The 16,031-nt window shown below is 72.1% G+C and carries 17 protein-coding genes; 12 read left to right on the top strand and 5 right to left on the bottom strand.

Annotation, left to right across the window (positions count from 1 at the left end; translation table 11 throughout):
- Positions 1 to 2: 2 nt before the first annotated feature.
- Positions 3 to 860, top strand: coding sequence for a tRNA pseudouridine(38-40) synthase TruA (truA, locus tag GPA03_RS11625; protein ID WP_156252593.1), 858 nt, complete (start codon positions 3 to 5; stop codon positions 858 to 860).
- A gap of 72 nt (positions 861 to 932) precedes the next feature.
- Here truA and GPA03_RS11630 read toward each other — a convergent pair whose 3' ends face one another.
- Positions 933 to 1,388, bottom strand: a complete 456-nt coding sequence (locus GPA03_RS11630; RefSeq protein WP_156252184.1) for a DUF5709 domain-containing protein — start codon at positions 1,386 to 1,388, stop codon at positions 933 to 935.
- A gap of 338 nt (positions 1,389 to 1,726) precedes the next feature.
- Here GPA03_RS11630 and rplM point away from each other — a divergent pair, with 338 nt between their 5' ends.
- From rplM to GPA03_RS11650, 4 genes are all read left to right on the top strand, one after another.
- Positions 1,727 to 2,176: a 50S ribosomal protein L13 gene (rplM, locus tag GPA03_RS11635; protein ID WP_156252185.1), complete on the top strand. Its 450-nt coding sequence runs from the start codon at positions 1,727 to 1,729 to the stop codon at positions 2,174 to 2,176.
- A gap of 26 nt (positions 2,177 to 2,202) precedes the next feature.
- A complete protein-coding gene (gene rpsI, locus GPA03_RS11640; RefSeq protein WP_156252186.1) occupies positions 2,203 to 2,685 on the top strand; it encodes a 30S ribosomal protein S9 in 483 nt (160 codons plus the stop codon).
- A 112-nt stretch (positions 2,686 to 2,797) separates the two neighbouring features.
- Positions 2,798 to 4,150, top strand: coding sequence for a phosphoglucosamine mutase (gene glmM, locus GPA03_RS11645; protein ID WP_156252187.1), 1,353 nt, complete (start codon positions 2,798 to 2,800; stop codon positions 4,148 to 4,150).
- Between the two features lie 180 nt (positions 4,151 to 4,330).
- On the top strand, positions 4,331 to 5,074 hold the full coding sequence (locus GPA03_RS11650; protein WP_156252188.1) for a DedA family protein: 744 nt from the start codon (positions 4,331 to 4,333) through the stop codon (positions 5,072 to 5,074).
- A 7-nt stretch (positions 5,075 to 5,081) separates the two neighbouring features.
- Here the strand turns inward: GPA03_RS11650 and GPA03_RS11655 are convergent, their stop codons facing one another.
- Positions 5,082 to 6,560, bottom strand: coding sequence for a carboxylesterase/lipase family protein (locus tag GPA03_RS11655; RefSeq protein ID WP_162458348.1), 1,479 nt, complete (start codon positions 6,558 to 6,560; stop codon positions 5,082 to 5,084).
- A complete protein-coding gene (gene coaA, locus GPA03_RS11660) occupies positions 6,560 to 7,510 on the bottom strand; it encodes a type I pantothenate kinase (protein ID WP_156252190.1) in 951 nt (316 codons plus the stop codon). Before coaA ends, GPA03_RS11655 begins: the two co-directional genes overlap by 1 nt.
- A gap of 467 nt (positions 7,511 to 7,977) precedes the next feature.
- Between coaA and glmS the strand changes: the two genes are divergently transcribed.
- The 7 genes from glmS (at position 7,978) to rimI (ending at position 14,700) form a co-directional block, all read left to right on the top strand.
- Positions 7,978 to 9,837: a glutamine--fructose-6-phosphate transaminase (isomerizing) gene (gene glmS, locus GPA03_RS11665; protein ID WP_156252191.1), complete on the top strand. Its 1,860-nt coding sequence runs from the start codon at positions 7,978 to 7,980 to the stop codon at positions 9,835 to 9,837.
- Positions 9,838 to 9,840: 3 nt separating this feature from the next.
- A complete protein-coding gene (locus tag GPA03_RS11670) occupies positions 9,841 to 10,251 on the top strand; it encodes a holo-ACP synthase (protein ID WP_156252192.1) in 411 nt (136 codons plus the stop codon).
- Positions 10,248 to 11,738, top strand: a complete 1,491-nt coding sequence (locus tag GPA03_RS11675; RefSeq protein ID WP_156252193.1) for an NAD(P)H-hydrate dehydratase — start codon at positions 10,248 to 10,250, stop codon at positions 11,736 to 11,738. The genes GPA03_RS11670 and GPA03_RS11675 overlap by 4 nt, the downstream gene beginning before the upstream one ends.
- A 69-nt stretch (positions 11,739 to 11,807) precedes the next feature.
- Positions 11,808 to 12,932 (top strand): alanine racemase, encoded by a 1,125-nt coding sequence (gene alr / locus GPA03_RS11680; protein WP_156252194.1) that lies wholly within the window; start codon positions 11,808 to 11,810, stop codon positions 12,930 to 12,932.
- A complete protein-coding gene (gene tsaE / locus GPA03_RS11685; RefSeq protein WP_156252195.1) occupies positions 12,929 to 13,420 on the top strand; it encodes a tRNA (adenosine(37)-N6)-threonylcarbamoyltransferase complex ATPase subunit type 1 TsaE in 492 nt (163 codons plus the stop codon). The genes alr and tsaE overlap by 4 nt, the downstream gene beginning before the upstream one ends.
- Positions 13,421 to 13,540: 120 nt before the next feature.
- On the top strand, positions 13,541 to 14,215 hold the full coding sequence (gene tsaB, locus GPA03_RS11690) for a tRNA (adenosine(37)-N6)-threonylcarbamoyltransferase complex dimerization subunit type 1 TsaB (RefSeq protein ID WP_156252196.1): 675 nt from the start codon (positions 13,541 to 13,543) through the stop codon (positions 14,213 to 14,215).
- The gene (gene rimI / locus GPA03_RS11695) at positions 14,212 to 14,700 is read left to right on the top strand and encodes a ribosomal protein S18-alanine N-acetyltransferase (RefSeq protein ID WP_156252197.1); all 489 of its coding nucleotides are present in this window, start codon (positions 14,212 to 14,214) and stop codon (positions 14,698 to 14,700) included. The genes tsaB and rimI overlap by 4 nt, the downstream gene beginning before the upstream one ends.
- Here the strand turns inward: rimI and GPA03_RS11700 are convergent.
- Positions 14,633 to 15,583 (bottom strand): permease prefix domain 1-containing protein, encoded by a 951-nt coding sequence (locus GPA03_RS11700; protein WP_156252198.1) that lies wholly within the window; start codon positions 15,581 to 15,583, stop codon positions 14,633 to 14,635. The two genes, rimI and GPA03_RS11700, sit on opposite strands and share 68 nt — an antisense overlap.
- Positions 15,580 to 15,924 carry a PadR family transcriptional regulator gene (locus tag GPA03_RS11705; protein ID WP_156252199.1) on the bottom strand — a complete coding sequence of 115 codons (345 nt, stop codon included), beginning with the start codon at positions 15,922 to 15,924 and terminating at the stop codon, positions 15,580 to 15,582. Before GPA03_RS11705 ends, GPA03_RS11700 begins: the two co-directional genes overlap by 4 nt.
- Positions 15,925 to 16,031: the final 107 nt, after the last annotated feature.

The following is a 16,031-nucleotide window of genomic DNA, read 5'->3' on the forward strand; positions in this document are numbered from 1 at the left end:
GGCTGGTGAGGCTGAGACTCGACCTTGCTTACGACGGCGGTGCGTTCGTCGGGTGGGCACGCCAGCCCGGTCTGCGGAGCGTCCAGGGCGAGCTCGAGAAGGCGCTCGGGACCGTGCTGCGGCTCGGTGAGCCGGCCTCGCTGACGGTCGCCGGTCGCACCGACAGCGGGGTCCACGCGCGCGGGCAGGTCGCCCACGTGGATGTCCCGGTGGTCGCGTACGAGGCGTCGCCTGGCCGCAGCGACCGACCGCCGGCGGAGGCGCTGGCCCGCCGGCTGTCCGGGGTGCTGCCCGCCGACGTCGTGGTGCATCGCGTGAGCGTGGCGCCCGCGGGATTCGATGCGCGGTTCTCAGCGATCTGGCGGCGCTACAGCTACACGGTGGTGGACACCGAGGGGCGGCGGGACCCGCTGCTGCGCGGCTCGCAGCTATGGCACCCGCGCAGGCTCGACGTCGAGGCGATGGACGCCGCGGCGCAGCAGCTCGTGGGGGAGCACGACTTCCTGGCCTATTGCAAGCCCCGCGAAGGCGCCACGACGATCCGCGAGCTGCTGGCCTTCGGCTGGCGGCGCGTGGGCGGGGTCGTGGTGGCCGAGGTCCGTGCCGACGCGTTCTGCCACTCGATGGTGCGCTCGCTCGTCGGTGCCTCGCTGGCGGTGGGGGAGGGTCGCTGGCAGGTGGCGCGCCCCCGGGAGCTGCTCGAGCGGGCGCAGCGGGACAGCACGGTCACCGTGGTACCCCCGGGTGGCCTCGTGCTCGAGGAGGTCGCCTACCCGCCCGATGACGCGCTCGCCGACCGGGCGAGCGTGGCCCGGTCGCTGCGCACCGCCGTCGTCCCCGACCCCCACCGGTCGAGGTGATCGGGGACCTTCTGCTGGCCGCGGTTTGCCTCGACCCCGCCAGGCCGGGGCCAGGGGGTGGTGGTCCCGGGGTCAGTCGGTGTCGTCGGTGTCCGGCTCGGGCTCGGTGAAGACGTCGACAGGGTCGTTCTCGTCGCGGTACTCGGGCTCGAGGTGCACTGCGGCCTCTTCCGCGCCGGCGGCGCCGCCGGCCACCCCGGCGTCGTGGGCGAAGCGGTCGGTGCCCCGACCGGCGTCGTCGATGTCCTCCAGACGGCCGGCGCGGTCGGGCTGGCTCTCGCCCGCTGCCTGACCGGGTTCCGACTCCCACACCTCGGGCTCCTCGGCCCGCAGCTGCTGCGCGGTCTCGTCGTCCGGGTCCAGGCCACCCATGCTCTGGATCGGGTCACGGTCGGGAGGGGAGTACCCCTCGTCGAGCAGATCGTCGACCCCGCGGTCAACCAGCGTGTCCTCGCGGGGGAGCTGGTCGTTGTCGCCCTCAGAGCCGAGGGCGGGGTCTGTCGAGGTGCCAGGAGTGTTCTCGGTCATGGTTCTAGTGTGCGTGATTGCTCGCGCGTCTGGCAGGCGAACGAGGGGTGCCGATGACGCCGAACGGGTAACGTGCCGAAGAGCACAGCGGCTGTCTGTCGGCTCGCTTTGACCCACACCGTGCTGGCAGGTACCCTGGGACGTCGTTGTGCGTGCTCACGTGTGCATGCGGTGGCCCTGGTTCCCACACCGCAGCGCTCGTGTACCGCCCGCGAAGACCACAGCTCTGCTCTCCGGTCCGCGTGCGTCCGCAGCCCACGATCACCTTGCCGGGTTCGTGAGTGTGGCGCGGTGCGACCGAGACAGGGAACTACACCAGATCGAAGGCTCCACTAACCGTGCGTACTTATACCCCCAAGGCCGAAAGTGCGGCCGCCGAGCGCAGCTGGTACGTCATCGACGCTACCGACGTCGTCCTCGGCCGTCTCGCGAGCCAGGCCGCCACGCTGCTGCGGGGCAAGCACAAGCCCACCTTCGCGCCGCACGTCGATGGTGGTGACTTCGTCGTCATCATCAACGCCGACAAGGTCGCCCTCACCGGCAGCAAGCGCGAGGACAAGATCGCCTACAGCCACTCCGGGTACCCGGGCGGGCTGAAGGCCACGAGCTACGCCCAGCTGCTGGCGACCCGCCCCGAGCGCGTCGTCGAGAAGGCGATCCGCGGCATGCTCCCCAAGACCTCGCTCGGGCGTGCACAGCTGCGCAAGCTCAAGGTCTACACCGGCGCAGAGCACCCGCACAGCGCACAGCAGCCCCAGCCGTTCGAGATCACCCAGGTCGCGCAGTAAGCGCGCCTGACATCAAGGAGTAATCAGTGGCGCAGCCCACCATCGACGTGACAGAGGACGAGGCCCCCTCGTCCTACACCTCCGAGTCCGCCGCCCCCGAGGGCCGTGGCCAGTCCGTGACCGCCCCCGGCGCCGCTCTCGGCCGCCGCAAGGAGGCCGTGGCACGTGTTCGCCTCGTGCCCGGCAGCGGCGAGTGGAAGGTCAACGGGCGCTCGCTCGAGACCTACTTCCCGAACAAGCTGCACCAGCAGCTCGTGAACGCTCCGTTCACGATCCTCGAGCTCCAGGGCCGGTTCGACGTGGTCGCCCGCATCAACGGTGGTGGCCCCTCGGGCCAGGCCGGTGCGCTGCGCCTCGCGATCGCTCGCGCGCTCAACGAGATCGACGGCGAGGCCAACCGCGCCACGCTGAAGAAGGCCGGCTTCCTCACCCGTGACGCTCGCGTCACGGAGCGGAAGAAGGCTGGTCTCAAGAAGGCCCGCAAGGCCCCGCAGTACTCCAAGCGCTGATCTCGCGACGGCGCGAGTCACGCTGCAACGTCATACGGACGGTGGAAGCTCTTCCACCGTCCGTATGACGTTGTGCGGGTAGTTTGAGCGACGCACAGCACGGAAGGTGGCCATGAGCCGACTGTTCGGGACCGACGGGGTCCGTGGACTCGCCAACAGGGAGATCACCGCTGATCTCTCCCTCCGCCTCGGGGCCGCCGCCGCGCGCGTCCTCGCCCAGCAGGGCACGTTCGAGGGGCACCGCCCCCGCGCGATCGTGGGCCGTGACCCTCGGGTGTCCGGCCAGTTCCTCTCCGCCGCCATGGTCGCCGGCCTCGCGTCCGCAGGTGTCGACACCGAGGACCTGGGCGTGCTGCCGACTCCTGCGGTCGCGTACCTGACCGGCGCGGAGGATGCCGATCTCGCGGTGATGATCTCCGCCTCGCACAACCCGATGCAGGACAACGGCATCAAGTTCTTCGCGCGCGGCGGGCACAAGCTCGACGACGCCGTCGAGGACGCGATCGCGGCCGCGCTCGACGAGGACTGGGAGCGCCCCACCCACGCCGCCGTCGGTCGTATCACGCTCGACCGGGGCTCCTCCGGCGAGCGCTACGTCGAGCACCTGCTCCGCACCCTCAACCACGACCTCACGGGCCTGCGCATCGCGGTCGACTGCGCCAACGGCGCGGCGAGCGAGGTGGGTCCGGTCGTGCTGCGCGAGGCCGGCGCCGAGGTGATCGTCATCAACGCCTCGCCCGATGGTCGCAACATCAACGAGAACTGCGGCTCCACCCACCCCGAGCAGCTGCAGGCCGTGACCGTGGCCTCCGAGGCGCACCTCGGCGTCGCGTTCGACGGCGACGCCGACCGGTGCCTCGCCGTCGACCACACGGGCACTCTCGTGGACGGCGACCAGATCATGGGTGTCCTTGCCACCGCGCTCAAGGAGCGCGGCGCGCTGGCCCACGACACGCTCGTCGTCACCGTGATGAGCAATCTCGGGCTGCTGCTCGCGATGCGCGAGGCCGGGATCACGACCGTGCAGGCAGGGGTCGGCGACCGGTACGTCCTGGAGGCGATGCGCGCCGGCGGGTTCAGCCTCGGTGGCGAGCAGTCCGGCCACCTCATCCTCGCCGACCACGCCACCACCGGCGATGGCGTGCTCACGGCGTTGCAGCTCGCCTCGCGCGTGGCCCAGACCGGACGCACGCTCGCTGACCTCGCCTCCGCCGTCGAGCGCCTGCCGCAGGTGCTGATCAACGTCTCGGGCGTCGACAAGGCGCGAGTGAGCGCGGACACCGAGCTCACCGATGCCGTGGCAGCCGCCGAATCCCGTCTCGGCGACACCGGTCGCGTGCTGCTGCGGCCCTCGGGCACCGAGCCGCTCGTGCGCGTGATGGTCGAGGCTGCGACCGCCGAGCAGGCGCAGCGGGAGGCCGACGGGCTCGCCGGGGTCGTCGCGGCCCGCCTCGCACTGAGCTGAGCAGTCTGCTGCGGGCCTCGTATCCGCCCAAAGGATGACATCGGCCCGGTAGCGACGGTCCTGTCGGGGGATTCACCCGGGGGACAACCCCCAGCATGATCAGGGATTACCAGATAGCGCGATGACATACCCCGCGCATAGCGTTGTACCTGATCAGTCAACAGTGGTGGAGGATCGACCATGCTCGAAGGGCTCGCTGAGGCCGCAGACACGGCGGCAGCGTGGTTGGCGAGCCTCGGTGACATGGTGCTGGAGGTCGCGGCCACGCCGTGGAGCCTCGTGCTGCTGTTCGTGTTCACGATCGTCGACGGCTTCTTCCCGCCGGTGCCGAGCGAGAGCATCGTCATCACGCTCGCGAGCCTGTCGATGACCGGTGACGGGCCGCCGCTGTGGGGCATCATCCCGGTGGCGGCGCTCGCCGCCTTCCTCGGTGACGTGATCGCCTACACGATCGGGACGAAGGTGCCGTTGCGCCGGTTCCGGATCTTCCGTGGCAAGCGCGGTGCCCGCACCCTCGCCTGGGCGGAGCACACGCTGCAGCACCGTGGCGGTGCCTTCATCCTGGCGGCGCGCTACATCCCGATCGGGCGGGTCGCGGTCAACATGTCAGCGGGCGCCCTCGACTTCCCACGCCGCCGCTTCGTCCTGTTCGCGGCCATCGGCGGCGTCTGCTGGGCGGTCTACTCGACCCTGCTGGGCATCGGTGCGGGTGCCGTGCTCAAGGACCAGCCACTGCTGGCCGTGGGGGTCGGCATCGTGCTCGGCATCGTCATCGGCACGCTCGTCGACGTCGCGATGCGGAGGATCTTCGGTGGGCCCCAGGTCGAGCCAGAGCCAGAGCCAGAGCCAGCGGCCGCGACCGAGGCCGAGCCGCTCGTGTGCGAGGACCCGGAGGGTGAGCGGGCGGTCGTCGACGCGGTCTGAGCCCCGCTCAGATCACCTCGAGACCGAGCCTCTCGAACCGGTAGGGGTCGCGGCCGAGCCAGGGAGTCTCGTCGTAGACCTTGGCCACCGGGGCGTCGTTGGTGAAGGGCTGCCAGGGCACGACGGCGGAGCGTACGAAGGTGGCGATGTCACCGCTCATCTCGGTCGCCAGTGCAGCCGGTGGGCGCTCGCCCGCGATCCGATCGACGCGAACCCCGTCGAGGGCGTCCCAGGCGAACGGCAGGTCGATGCAGTGGCGCGCCGGCCCGTCGGTGGGGTGCCAGCGGAAGTCCCAGACCGCCACGGGTGCCCCGGCCCGTTCCCGCGCTCCGGCGACCTGCAGCACCGTCATCCGGAACACGCGGTCGCTGAGCGCCTGGCCCAGCAGGGCAGCAGCGGTCAACCCGGGGTAGGCGCGGGGGTAGGCGCGTGCCAGCGGCGCCGCGAGCCCAGCGGCGCCCAGCACGGGTGTCGGCGTCGTGCGCCCCAGCAGCTGCTCCAGCGGCGCGGTGCTGAGGTTGAACTCGTGACTGGTGGAACCGATCATGACGGGCCGGTCGTCGGACGCGGCTAGCGCCGGGAGCGGGTCGGGGATCAGGTCGGTGCCCACGATCGGTCCCACCTGCGTGAGCTGCCCCGTGCGGGACAGCGCGCGATGCAGGTGCCCGAGGCTCGACCACGGACCGTAGGTGTCCAGCTGCCTGTCGATCACGGCGAGCTGCTCGCGCGACAGGCCCTGCCACCCGGCCAGCGTGTTCGCGACGCCGTGCTCACGTGAGAGCCGCGCTCCGAGGCGCCCTGCGTCGTCGGGATCGATGTCCGGCAGCGGGGCCGAGTGGATGACGGCCCCGCGGAAGAGGCCACGGGCGGCGGGCGAGGCGAGCAGCGCGAGCACGAGACCGCCGCCGGCGCTCTGACCACCCACGGTGACCCGGTCGGGGTCACCGCCGACGCCCGCGATCTCCTCCGCGACCCAGCGCAGCGCGGCGATGCAGTCGAGCACGCCGCGGTTGTCGGGGGCGCCGGGGATGTGCCCGAACCCCTCGATGCCGAGGCGGTAGGTGATGCTCACGACGACCACACCGGTGCGAGCCATGCTCGCGCCGTCGAACCAGCCGCCGTTGGGCGTGCCGCTCAGGTAGCCGCCGCCGTGGATCCAGACGTAGACGGGCAGCGGGCCTGCGGCGTCCAGCGGTGCCGTGATGTTGAGGTTGAGGATCTCCTCGCCCGGTGTGGTGGGCTCGGGGATCGAGGAGGTCTCCGAGTCGGGCGGCAGCAGCGGGGTCGCGCCGAACTCAATCGCGGCCCGCTCACCCTCCCACCCAGGGTGACGCACCGGCTCCCGAAATCGCAGCTCCCCGGTCGGGGCGGCGGCGTACGGGACGCCGCGGAACCGCGCGAGACCGGCTCCGGCGTCGACCTGGCCGCGCAGCACACCGGCCCGCGTGGTGAGCACGGCTGGACCGTGCGAGGGGGCCAGTGACATCAGATCCTCCGCAACCGCACTCGTTCGATCCGGTGCTCGGCGTCCTTGGTCAGCACGAGCGTGGCACGACCGCGCGTCGGCAGCACGTTCTCGACCAGGTTGGGCTCGTTGATCGACGACCATATCTGCAGGGCTCTGTCGCGGGCCTGCGCGTCGGAGAGGTCCGCGTAGCGGTGGAAGTAGGAGCGCGGGTCGGCGAACGCCGTCGAGCGCAGATCGAGGAACCGGTCCACGTACCAGCGGCGCACGTCGGCGACCTCGGCGTCGATGTACATCGAGAAGTCGAAGAAGTCGCTGACGGCGAGCGACCCCCCACCCTCGGCGGTGACCCTGGCGGGGGCCAGCACGTTCAGACCCTCGACGATCAGCACGTCGGGGTTGCGCACCACGATCCGCTCGTCCGGGACGATGTCGTACGTCAGGTGGCTGTAGACCGGGGCGGAGACCTCGGGTGCGCCGCCCTTGACCCGCTCCAGGAACCGCAGCAGCGCCCGCCTGTCGTAGGACTCGGGGAAGCCCTTGCGGTCCATCAGGCCGCGCCGCTCGAGCTCGGCGTTGGGGTAGAGGAAGCCGTCGGTGGTCACGAGCTCGACGCGCGGGGTCTGCGGCCAGCGGCGCAGCATCTCGCGCAGCAGCCGGGCGGCTGTGGACTTGCCCACGGCCACCGAGCCCGCGACGCCGATCACGAAGGGGGTGGCGTGCGTCCACTCGCCCAGGAAGGTCGAGGTGGCGGTGCGCAGGTGCTGCGAGGCCTCGACGTACAGCGTCAGCAGGCGCGACAGCGGGCGGTACCCGGTGTCGACCTCGCGCAGGTCGATCGGGTCGCCCAGGCCACGGAGGTTGTCGATGTCGGCCTGCGTCAGCGGCAGCGGTGTCGACTCGGCGAGCTTGCTCCACTCGGTGCGGTCGAACTCGACGAACGGTGCGTCGTCGCTGATGGAGACGGTCACGGGCACACACTCTGTCACTGCTGGTGGCGTGACGCACAATCCGTGGCCAGTGGCGCACCTGGGGGTCCATGGGGGGCGTTGCTGGCCGCTGAGCTGCCGATGCCGGGCGCGGGTGGCCGCTGGCGCACCAGGCTCCCCGCTTCGGGTCCGTCCGGTGCGCGAGCGGTTCTGCTCGCTGGCCACGTTGCGCAAGTGACATCTCGGCGGGAACTGCTACGTATCGGTGGGCCCGGCGTTGCGGAAGTGACCTCGGGGTGAGAACTGCAACGCCACGCCAAGCCGCGCCGCGTTCGGTCGCAGTGGTGGCGTAGGGCCCAGCTTGCGGGGGCGCGATGAGGGGGCCCACGCGCGTCGCCGCAGGATCCGCTCCCTCGTGTGGTCGCCACCGTGAGGGAGCGTGGGGTCCGGGGCGCCGCGCGCACAGCGGGATGCGGAAAGCCGTGACGGCGCCGTTACCCTTGTCCCTCATGTGCGGCATCGTGGGATACGTCGGCCCTGACACGCCCAGTGATCGTCCTCTCGAGGTGGTCATCGAGGGGTTGCGACGCTTGGAGTACCGCGGCTACGACTCGGCGGGAGTCGCCGTGGTGACGCCGGAGGGACTGGCCAGCGCCAAGAAGGCGGGCAAGCTGACCAACCTGATCTCCGAGCTCGACTCGCGCCGGATCCCGGCGGGCGTCTCGGCGATCGGGCACACCCGGTGGGCGACCCACGGCGGTCCCACGGACGCGAACGCGCACCCGCATCTCGCCGGTGGCGGCAAGCTGGCGCTGATCCACAACGGCATCATCGAGAACTTCCACCAGCTCAAGCGGGAGCTGATCGAGCAGGGCGTCACGTTCCTCTCGGAGACCGACACCGAGGTCGTCGCGCACCTGCTCGCCGGCGCGCACGCCGAGACCGGTGACATCACGACGGCGATGCGCGCCACCGTGGCCCGCCTCGAGGGCGCGTTCACGCTGCTCGCCGTGCACGCGGACCAGCCCGGCACCGTGGTGGGCGCGCGTCGCAACAGCCCGCTGGTGATCGGCCTCGGCGACGGCGAGAACTACCTCGGCTCCGACGTCTCCGCGTTCATCGCGTACACGCGTGAGGCGATGGAGATGGGTCAGGACCAGGTCGTGACGATCACGGCCGACAAGGTCGAGGTGACCGACGCCCAGGGCAACCCGGCCGAGGCGAAGCGGTTCACGGTCGACTGGGACGCGAGCGCCGCCGTCAAGGGTGGCTTCTCCTCCTTCATGGAGAAGGAGATCCACGACCAGCCGCAGGCGGTGGCCGACACGCTGCTGGGGCGCGCGGCCGAGGACGGCCGGCTCGTGCTCGACGAGATGCGGATCCCGGAGTCCGTGCTGCGCAGCGTCGACAAGATCGTGGTGATCGCGTGCGGCACGGCCGCCTACGCGGGCCACGTGGCCAAGTACGCGATCGAGCACTGGTGCCGGATCCCCACCGAGGTCGAGCTCGCGCACGAGTTCCGCTACCGCGACCCGGTCGTGAACGAGCGCACCCTCGTGGTCGCGATCAGCCAGTCCGGCGAGACCATGGACACGATCATGGCGGTGCGGCACGCCCGCGAGCAGGGTGCCAAGGTGCTGGCGATCGTCAACACCCACGGGTCCACGATCCCGCGCGAGTCCGACGCGGTGCTCTACACGCACGCCGGCCCCGAGGTGGCCGTCGCCTCCACCAAGGCGTTCCTCGCGCAGATCACCGCGTGCTACCTGCTGGGCCTCTACCTCGCCCAGCTGCGCGGCAACAAGTTCCCGGACGAGATCGCCGAGGACCTCGCGCAGCTGCGCGCGATGCCGGAGAAGGTGCAGCGGATGGTGGACCAGGCCGAGCAGGTGCGAGAGGTCGCACGCGAGATGAAGGACGTGCCCACGGTCCTGTTCCTCGGCCGGCACGTCGGTTTCCCGGTGGCGCTCGAGGGTGCGCTCAAGCTCAAGGAGCTCGCCTACATCCACGCCGAGGGCTTCGCGGCCGGTGAGCTCAAGCACGGTCCGATCGCCCTGGTCGAGGAGGGGCAGCCGGTCTTCGTGATCGTGCCCTCGCCGCGTGGCCGCGACCAGCTGCACGGCAAGGTCATCTCCAACATCCAGGAGATCCGGGCGCGGGGTGCACGCACGCTCGTCATCGCCGAGGACGGTGACGACGGCGTGGAGCCGTTCGCCGACTACGTCTTCCGGGTGCCGCAGACCCCCACGCTGCTCGCGCCGCTCGTCACCGTGGTGCCGCTGCAGATCTTCGCGGCCGAGCTCGCCAGCGCCAAGGGCCTCGACGTCGACCAGCCGCGCAACCTGGCCAAGTCCGTCACGGTCGAGTAGGTCATGACCTCCGACGGCGGAGCTCCCCCTGCGTCCCCGGGCCCGGCTGGGTCCGTGGTCGGGGTGGGGATCGACGTCGTGGACGTGACCCGGTTCCTGCTCGCGCTCGACCGGGCACCCCGGCTGCGGGAACGGTTGTTCACCCCGGCCGAGCGGGATCTGCCGCCGAACTCGCTCGCGGCCAGGTTCGCGGCCAAGGAGGCCATCGCGAAGGCGCTCGGATCCCCCGGCGGCATGCGGTGGCACGACTGCACCGTGCACCGCGTGGTCGGTGGGCCGCCGCGGGTGGAGATCACCGGCACGGTTGCCGAGGTGGCGGATCGGCTCGGGGTCACGCACTGGCACCTGTCGATCTCGCACGACGCCGGCATCGCCTCGGCGATCGCGATCGCCAGCGGCGGGGGTTCCCGATGATCCGCGGCTACCCGGCCGAGGCGATCCGTGCTGCTGAGGCGCCGGCGCTCGCAGCGGGGGAGCCGTTGATGCTCCGCGCCGCCGACGCGGTGGCCGAGGCGGTACGGCTGCGGCTGGCCGGCGAGACCGACCCCGCGGTGCTGGTGCTCGTCGGTGGCGGTAACAACGGTGGCGACGGCTTGTACGCGGCCGCGGTGCTGGCGTCGGTCGCGCGGGTGAGCGTGGCGCTGGCACGGTCGGATGTGCACGCCGGGGGACTGGACGCGGCGCGGGCTGCCGGGGTCGAGATCCTCGACGTCGGCGCCGACCCCTCGGGCCGCGTGCTGGCGGCCGCGGCCGAGGATGCGCACGTGTGGGTGGACGCGCTCGCCGGCATCGGCGTGCGGGGTGCGTTGCGGGGTGCGGCGGCAGAGATCGTCGAGGTGCTCACGGCGGTGGCCGACGGGGCACCGGTGCCGCCGGTGGTGATCGCGGTCGACATCCCGAGCGGTGTCGACGCCGACACGGGCGCGGCTGCGGGGCCGGTGCTGGCCGCCGATCTCACGGTGACGTTCGGCGGCGCGAAGGCCGGGCTGCTGCTGCCGCCGGGGGACCGACTGGCGGGTGAGGTGCAGGTGGTGGCGCTCGGCCTCGACGAGGATCTCGCGGCTCAGATGCCGACGGTGTCGAGGCTGCTCGCCGCCGATGCCGCCGACCTCTGGCCGGTCCCCGGGTTCGCGGACCACAAGTACACCCGGGGCGTGCTCGGTGTGCTCGCCGGCTCGGCCGGCTACCCCGGGGCGGCCGTGCTCTGCACCGGCGGCGCGCTCCGGACCGGCTGCGGCATGGTGCGATACCTGGGTCCGGAGCGCGCCGAGCAGCTGGTGCTCTCCCGCTGGCCGGAGGTCGTCCCGGGCTCCGGGCGGGTGCAGGCCTACGTGGTCGGTCCGGGCATCGGTCCCGACGACGACGCCCGCCGCGCCGAGATCGCGGCAACGATCGAGACCGCGGTGAGGGACGCCGTCGGGTTGGTGGTCGATGCGGGTGCCCTGGACCTGCTGCCTCCCGGCGAACAGCTGGCCGGTGTCAGGGTGGTGCTCACCCCGCATGCGGGCGAGCTCGCCACGCTCCTGGGAGCCAGGGGCGAGCAGATCGATCGGGAGGCTGTCGAGCAAGATCCGCGCCGCTGGGCCGCCCGCGCGGCCGAGCTCACCGGCGCAACCGTGCTGCTCAAGGGTGCGACCACGGTGGTCGTCGCACCCGACGGCGAGACCTACGCCCAGGCCGACGGCACCGGCTGGCTCGCCACCGCCGGCTCCGGCGATGTCCTCGCGGGCATCCTCGGCGCGCTGCTGGCGGGGCTCCCGGATGTCTCGGTCGCCCGGGTGGCCGCCCTGGCCGCGCTCGTCCACGGCCGCGCCGGTCGTGCGGCGTCGAACGGTGCGCCGATCGTCGCGACCGACGTCGTCGACGCCCTCCCGGCCACGATCCGCGCGCTGCTGGGGTAGTCGGGGCGGGGAGCAGCGAGCTCGGTGTTGAACGCGGGGGTGAGGCGGGCGGGCTGGCACACTGACGAGGTGAGTTCGTACCCGGCGCGCGTGAGCGTCGATCTGTCGGCGATCCGCGGCAACGTCGAGCGGCTGCGCGAGTACGCCGGGCCGGCGCAGGTGATGGTGGTGGTCAAGGCGGATGCCTACGGGCACGGCCTGATCCCGGTCTCACGGGCCGCGCGCGATGCCGGCGCGAGCTGGCTGGGGGTCGCCCAGCTCAGCGAGGCGCTCGCGCTCCGCAACGCCGGCGACACCGGCCGGCTGCTCGCCTGGCTCTACGCCCCGGGAGCGCCGCTGGCCGAGTGCATCAGTGCCGACATCGATCTCTCCGTCCCCGCGCCGTGGGCGCTCGGCGAGGTGCGGGCAGCCGCGGCCGAGGCCGGCAGGCCGGCGCGGATCCACCTCAAGCTCGACACCGGGATGGGTCGCAGCGGCCAGTTCCTGCCCGAGTGGACGCTGATGCTGCAGGAAGCCGTGGCGGCACAGACCGAGGGGCTGGTCGAGGTCGTCGGTGTCTGGTCGCACCTCGCGCGTGCGGACGAGGTCGACCACGACAGCGTGCGGGCCCAGTTCGAGGTGTTCGCCGAGGGCATCCGACTCGCCGAGGCCGCGGGCGCGCACCTCGAGGTGCGCCACCTCGCCAACTCCGCCGCCACCCTGACCGAGCCGGCGGTGCACTACGACCTCGTGCGCCCGGGGCTGGCCTCCTACGGCCTGTCCCCGCTCCCCGGCGTCGAGCCGAGCCGCCTCGGACTGCGCCCGGCCATGCGTCTGGAGGCCGAGCTCACGGTGGTCAAGGACGCCCCCGCCGGTCAGGGCGTCTCCTACGGCCACACCTACACCACCCGCTCGGACACGCAGCTCGCGGTCGTCCCGCTCGGGTACGGCGACGGCATCCCTCGCCACGCCAGCAACGTCGCCGAGGTCCAGCTCGGTGGGCACCGCTACCGGATCGCCGGCCGCGTCTGCATGGACCAGCTCGTCCTCGACATCGGCGAGGCGCAGGCCGCCGCGGGCGACCGGGTGATCCTGTTCGGCCCCGGCGACGACGGCGAGCCCACCGCGCAGGACTGGGCCGAGGCTGTCGGCACCATCAACTACGAGATCGTCACCCGCGTGGGCGCGCGGGTGCCGCGGGAGTACCTGGGATGAGCACGACCATCGACCTCCCGGACGCCGAGCAGACCCGAGCACTGGGCGAGCGGCTCGCGACCGTGCTGCGCGCGGGCGATCTCGTCGTCCTCGTCGGCGATCTCGGTGCCGGCAAGACCACCCTCACGCAGGGCATCGGCGCGGGGCTGGGGGTGCGCGGCCAGGTCGCCTCACCCACGTTCATCATCGCGCGCGCCCACCCCTCGCTCGGCGACGGACCCGACCTCGTGCACGTCGACGCCTACCGCCTCGGCTCGCTCGACGAGGTCGACGCGCTCGATCTCGACTCGACGCTCGAGGACTCGGTCACGGTCGTCGAGTGGGGCGAAGGGCTGGTCGAGCAGCTCAGCGAGAACTGGCTCGAGATCCGCCTCGAGCGGCCCCGTGGTGGCGACGGCGCCGCCGACACCCGGGTCGCCCGCGTCACGGGGCACGGGCCGCGCTGGGCCGGGGTCGCGATCCGGGGGGACGAGCCGGGCGAGGGGTGACCCAGGATCCACGCCCGGGGCAGCAGCAAACCGATGGCGTTGCCCGAGGGCCTCGAGCGTGGGATCCGTCTCACCGCGCCGCGGCGCGGGGCGGCCGGTCACGCTCCTAGAGTGGAGCCCATGCGTTGGTTGGCGATCGACACCTCGGGCGGAACCACGGTGGGCGTCGTCGAAGCGCCCGACGGCGGAGCTCTCCTCGAGCTGTCCTCGCTTCGCAACCCCGACCCCCGTGGGCACGTCGAGGCGCTGACCCCGATGATCGGGCGGGCGTTGGAGGAGGCCGGGCTCAGGCCCTCCGACCTGGACGCGGTGGTGGCCGGCACCGGCCCCGCCCCGTTCACCGGCCTGCGCGTCGGGATCGCGAGCGCGGTGGCCTTCGCGCGCGGTGCCGGCTGCGACGTCCGCGGCGTCTCTTCTCTCGACGCGATCGCGTGGGCCACGACCGGCTCGGTCGTCGTCACCACCGACGCCCGCCGCCGCGAGGTCTACTGGGCTGCCTACGCGAGCGGGCTCGGCCCTGCCGACGAGGACTGGTGCGTGCACGGGCCAGCGGTCGGACCGCCGTCGGACGTGCTCGACTGGCTCTCCACCCACCGCGCCCGGGCGGTCGGCCCCGGCACGACGCTGTACCCCGAGCTGGCGAGCGAGGGCAGCGAGGAGCCGACTGTGACGCCGATGGGGCTCGTGGCGGTGGCATGTGCGCGCAAGCGCGTGGGCGCGCCCACGCCGCTGGCACCCATGTACCTGCGCCGACCGGACGTGCACGTCGGGACCGGGCGCAAGCGCGCCACATGACGGCCGTCCTGCGGCCGCTCACCGCAGCAGACGTCGACCGCGTCCTCGAGCTCGAGGTGATCCTGTTCGGTCCGGGAGCCTGGACGCGGGGGATGTACGAGGAAGAGTTCAGGGCGGCCGGGAGGCGGTACGTCGCCGTCGAGGAGGCGGGCGTGCTGGTGGGCTACGCCGGTGCGCTCATCGCCGAGGAGAGCCACATCATGACGATCGGTGTCGCTCCCGAGGCCCGGCGGCGGGGATACGCCTCGATGATGCTCGCCGAGCTCATGCAGGCGGCCCGCCGTCATGGCGCGACCTCGATGATTCTCGAGGTCCGCGCCGATGACGACGGGCCGCAGCAGCTGTACCGCCGGTTCGGCTTCGAGCAGATCGGGATCCGCCCGGGGTACTACCAGCTCGAGGGTGTGGACGGCGTGGTCATGCGCGCCGACCTCGAGGGCGCCGCGCTGCCCGGACGAACCCCGCCGCCACCTCCCAGGCCGTGATCAGCAGGATGACGGCGGCCGCCACCACATCGCCGCGCTCGGTCTGACCGGTCCAGCCGAGGTGCTCGAGCAGCTCGGGGTTCAGCACGCGGTGCGTGAGCAGCAGCGGCACCACGATCGCCGCGAAGGCAACCGCGATCACGGCGTTGACCGTCGCCACCGCCCAGGTCCATCCCCGGCGGAAGAGCCAGACCGCGTGCACGGCCTCCACCACCAGCACCACGAGCAGCAGCACGAACCATGGGACCCACAGGTCGGGATTGAGGATCGGGATGCGGCCGTCGGCGCCCGAGACCGGCGAGCCGAGGTGCTGCCACACGAGCGCGACCGCTCCGATCGCCAGCGCCACCAGCGAGGCGATCATGTCCGAACGCCGGGAGCCGCCACCGGTGCCGGGAGCCTCGGGGAGCATGTCCGGGTTCCAGGCGCCCGGGGGCTGCGGCACGACCCGCTCGAGGACGGCGAACACGAGCGTGGTCCAGAACGCGACGTGCAGGGCGATCGAGAGGCCCGCCGAGATCCCGCCTCCGATCACGTCGCCGGCGTCGCCGCCGTCGGACCACTCGAGCAGCGCCGAGATCACCGCGACGATCGGCGCGGACGTGCACACCGCGATCAGGAGGACCCGCACGTAGGTGTAGAAGTACCGCGGTCCGATCAGGTGGCTGTTGCGCTGCCGGTACTGATCGCTGAGCAGCAGCGGGTCACCGAGGTCGGTCAGCGCCTGACGCTCGGCCTCCTCGGCGTCGTGCCCCTCCGCACGAAGGGCGGAGACGGTGTCGTCGATGCGCTCCTGGAGCTCGAGCCTGAGCTCCTCGCGCTCGTCGGTGCTCTGGACGAAGCGCGTGGCGGCGTGCACGTAGCGCTCGGTCAACGTACTCATGAGGTCTCCTCGGTGAGGGCGCGCAGGTGCTGATCGAGGCGGCGCCAGTCGGTCATCAGGTCATGGGCGAGGCGGGTGCCCTCCTCGCTCGTGCGGTAGAACTTGCGCGGTCGCGCCTCCTCGGTGTTCCACTCGCTGGTGAGCAGGCCCTGCTTCTCGAGGCGCCGCAGCAGCGGGTAGAGCGTGTTGGCATCGACGGCGAAGCCCTGGTCGGTCAGCGACTCCAGGAGCGCGTACCCGTACCCGGGCTCCCGCAGGACCACCAGGGCCGCGAGCACGACGGTGCCGCGCCGTAGCTCCTGGAGGTGGCCCGCGGTGATGTCGGGGTCGTCGGTGTTCATGAGTCACACCATAGTGTGTGTCACACAGCATTGCAACGGGGACATTGTGGTGACGACCGTCGTCCAGCGGGCACTGAGGTCGTGGTCCGGTCAGCGGCTGGCCTGGT

It is taken from the genome of Pseudactinotalea terrae, from assembly GCF_009733845.1.
Taxonomy (GTDB): Bacteria; Actinomycetota; Actinomycetes; order Actinomycetales; family Beutenbergiaceae; genus Pseudactinotalea; species Pseudactinotalea terrae.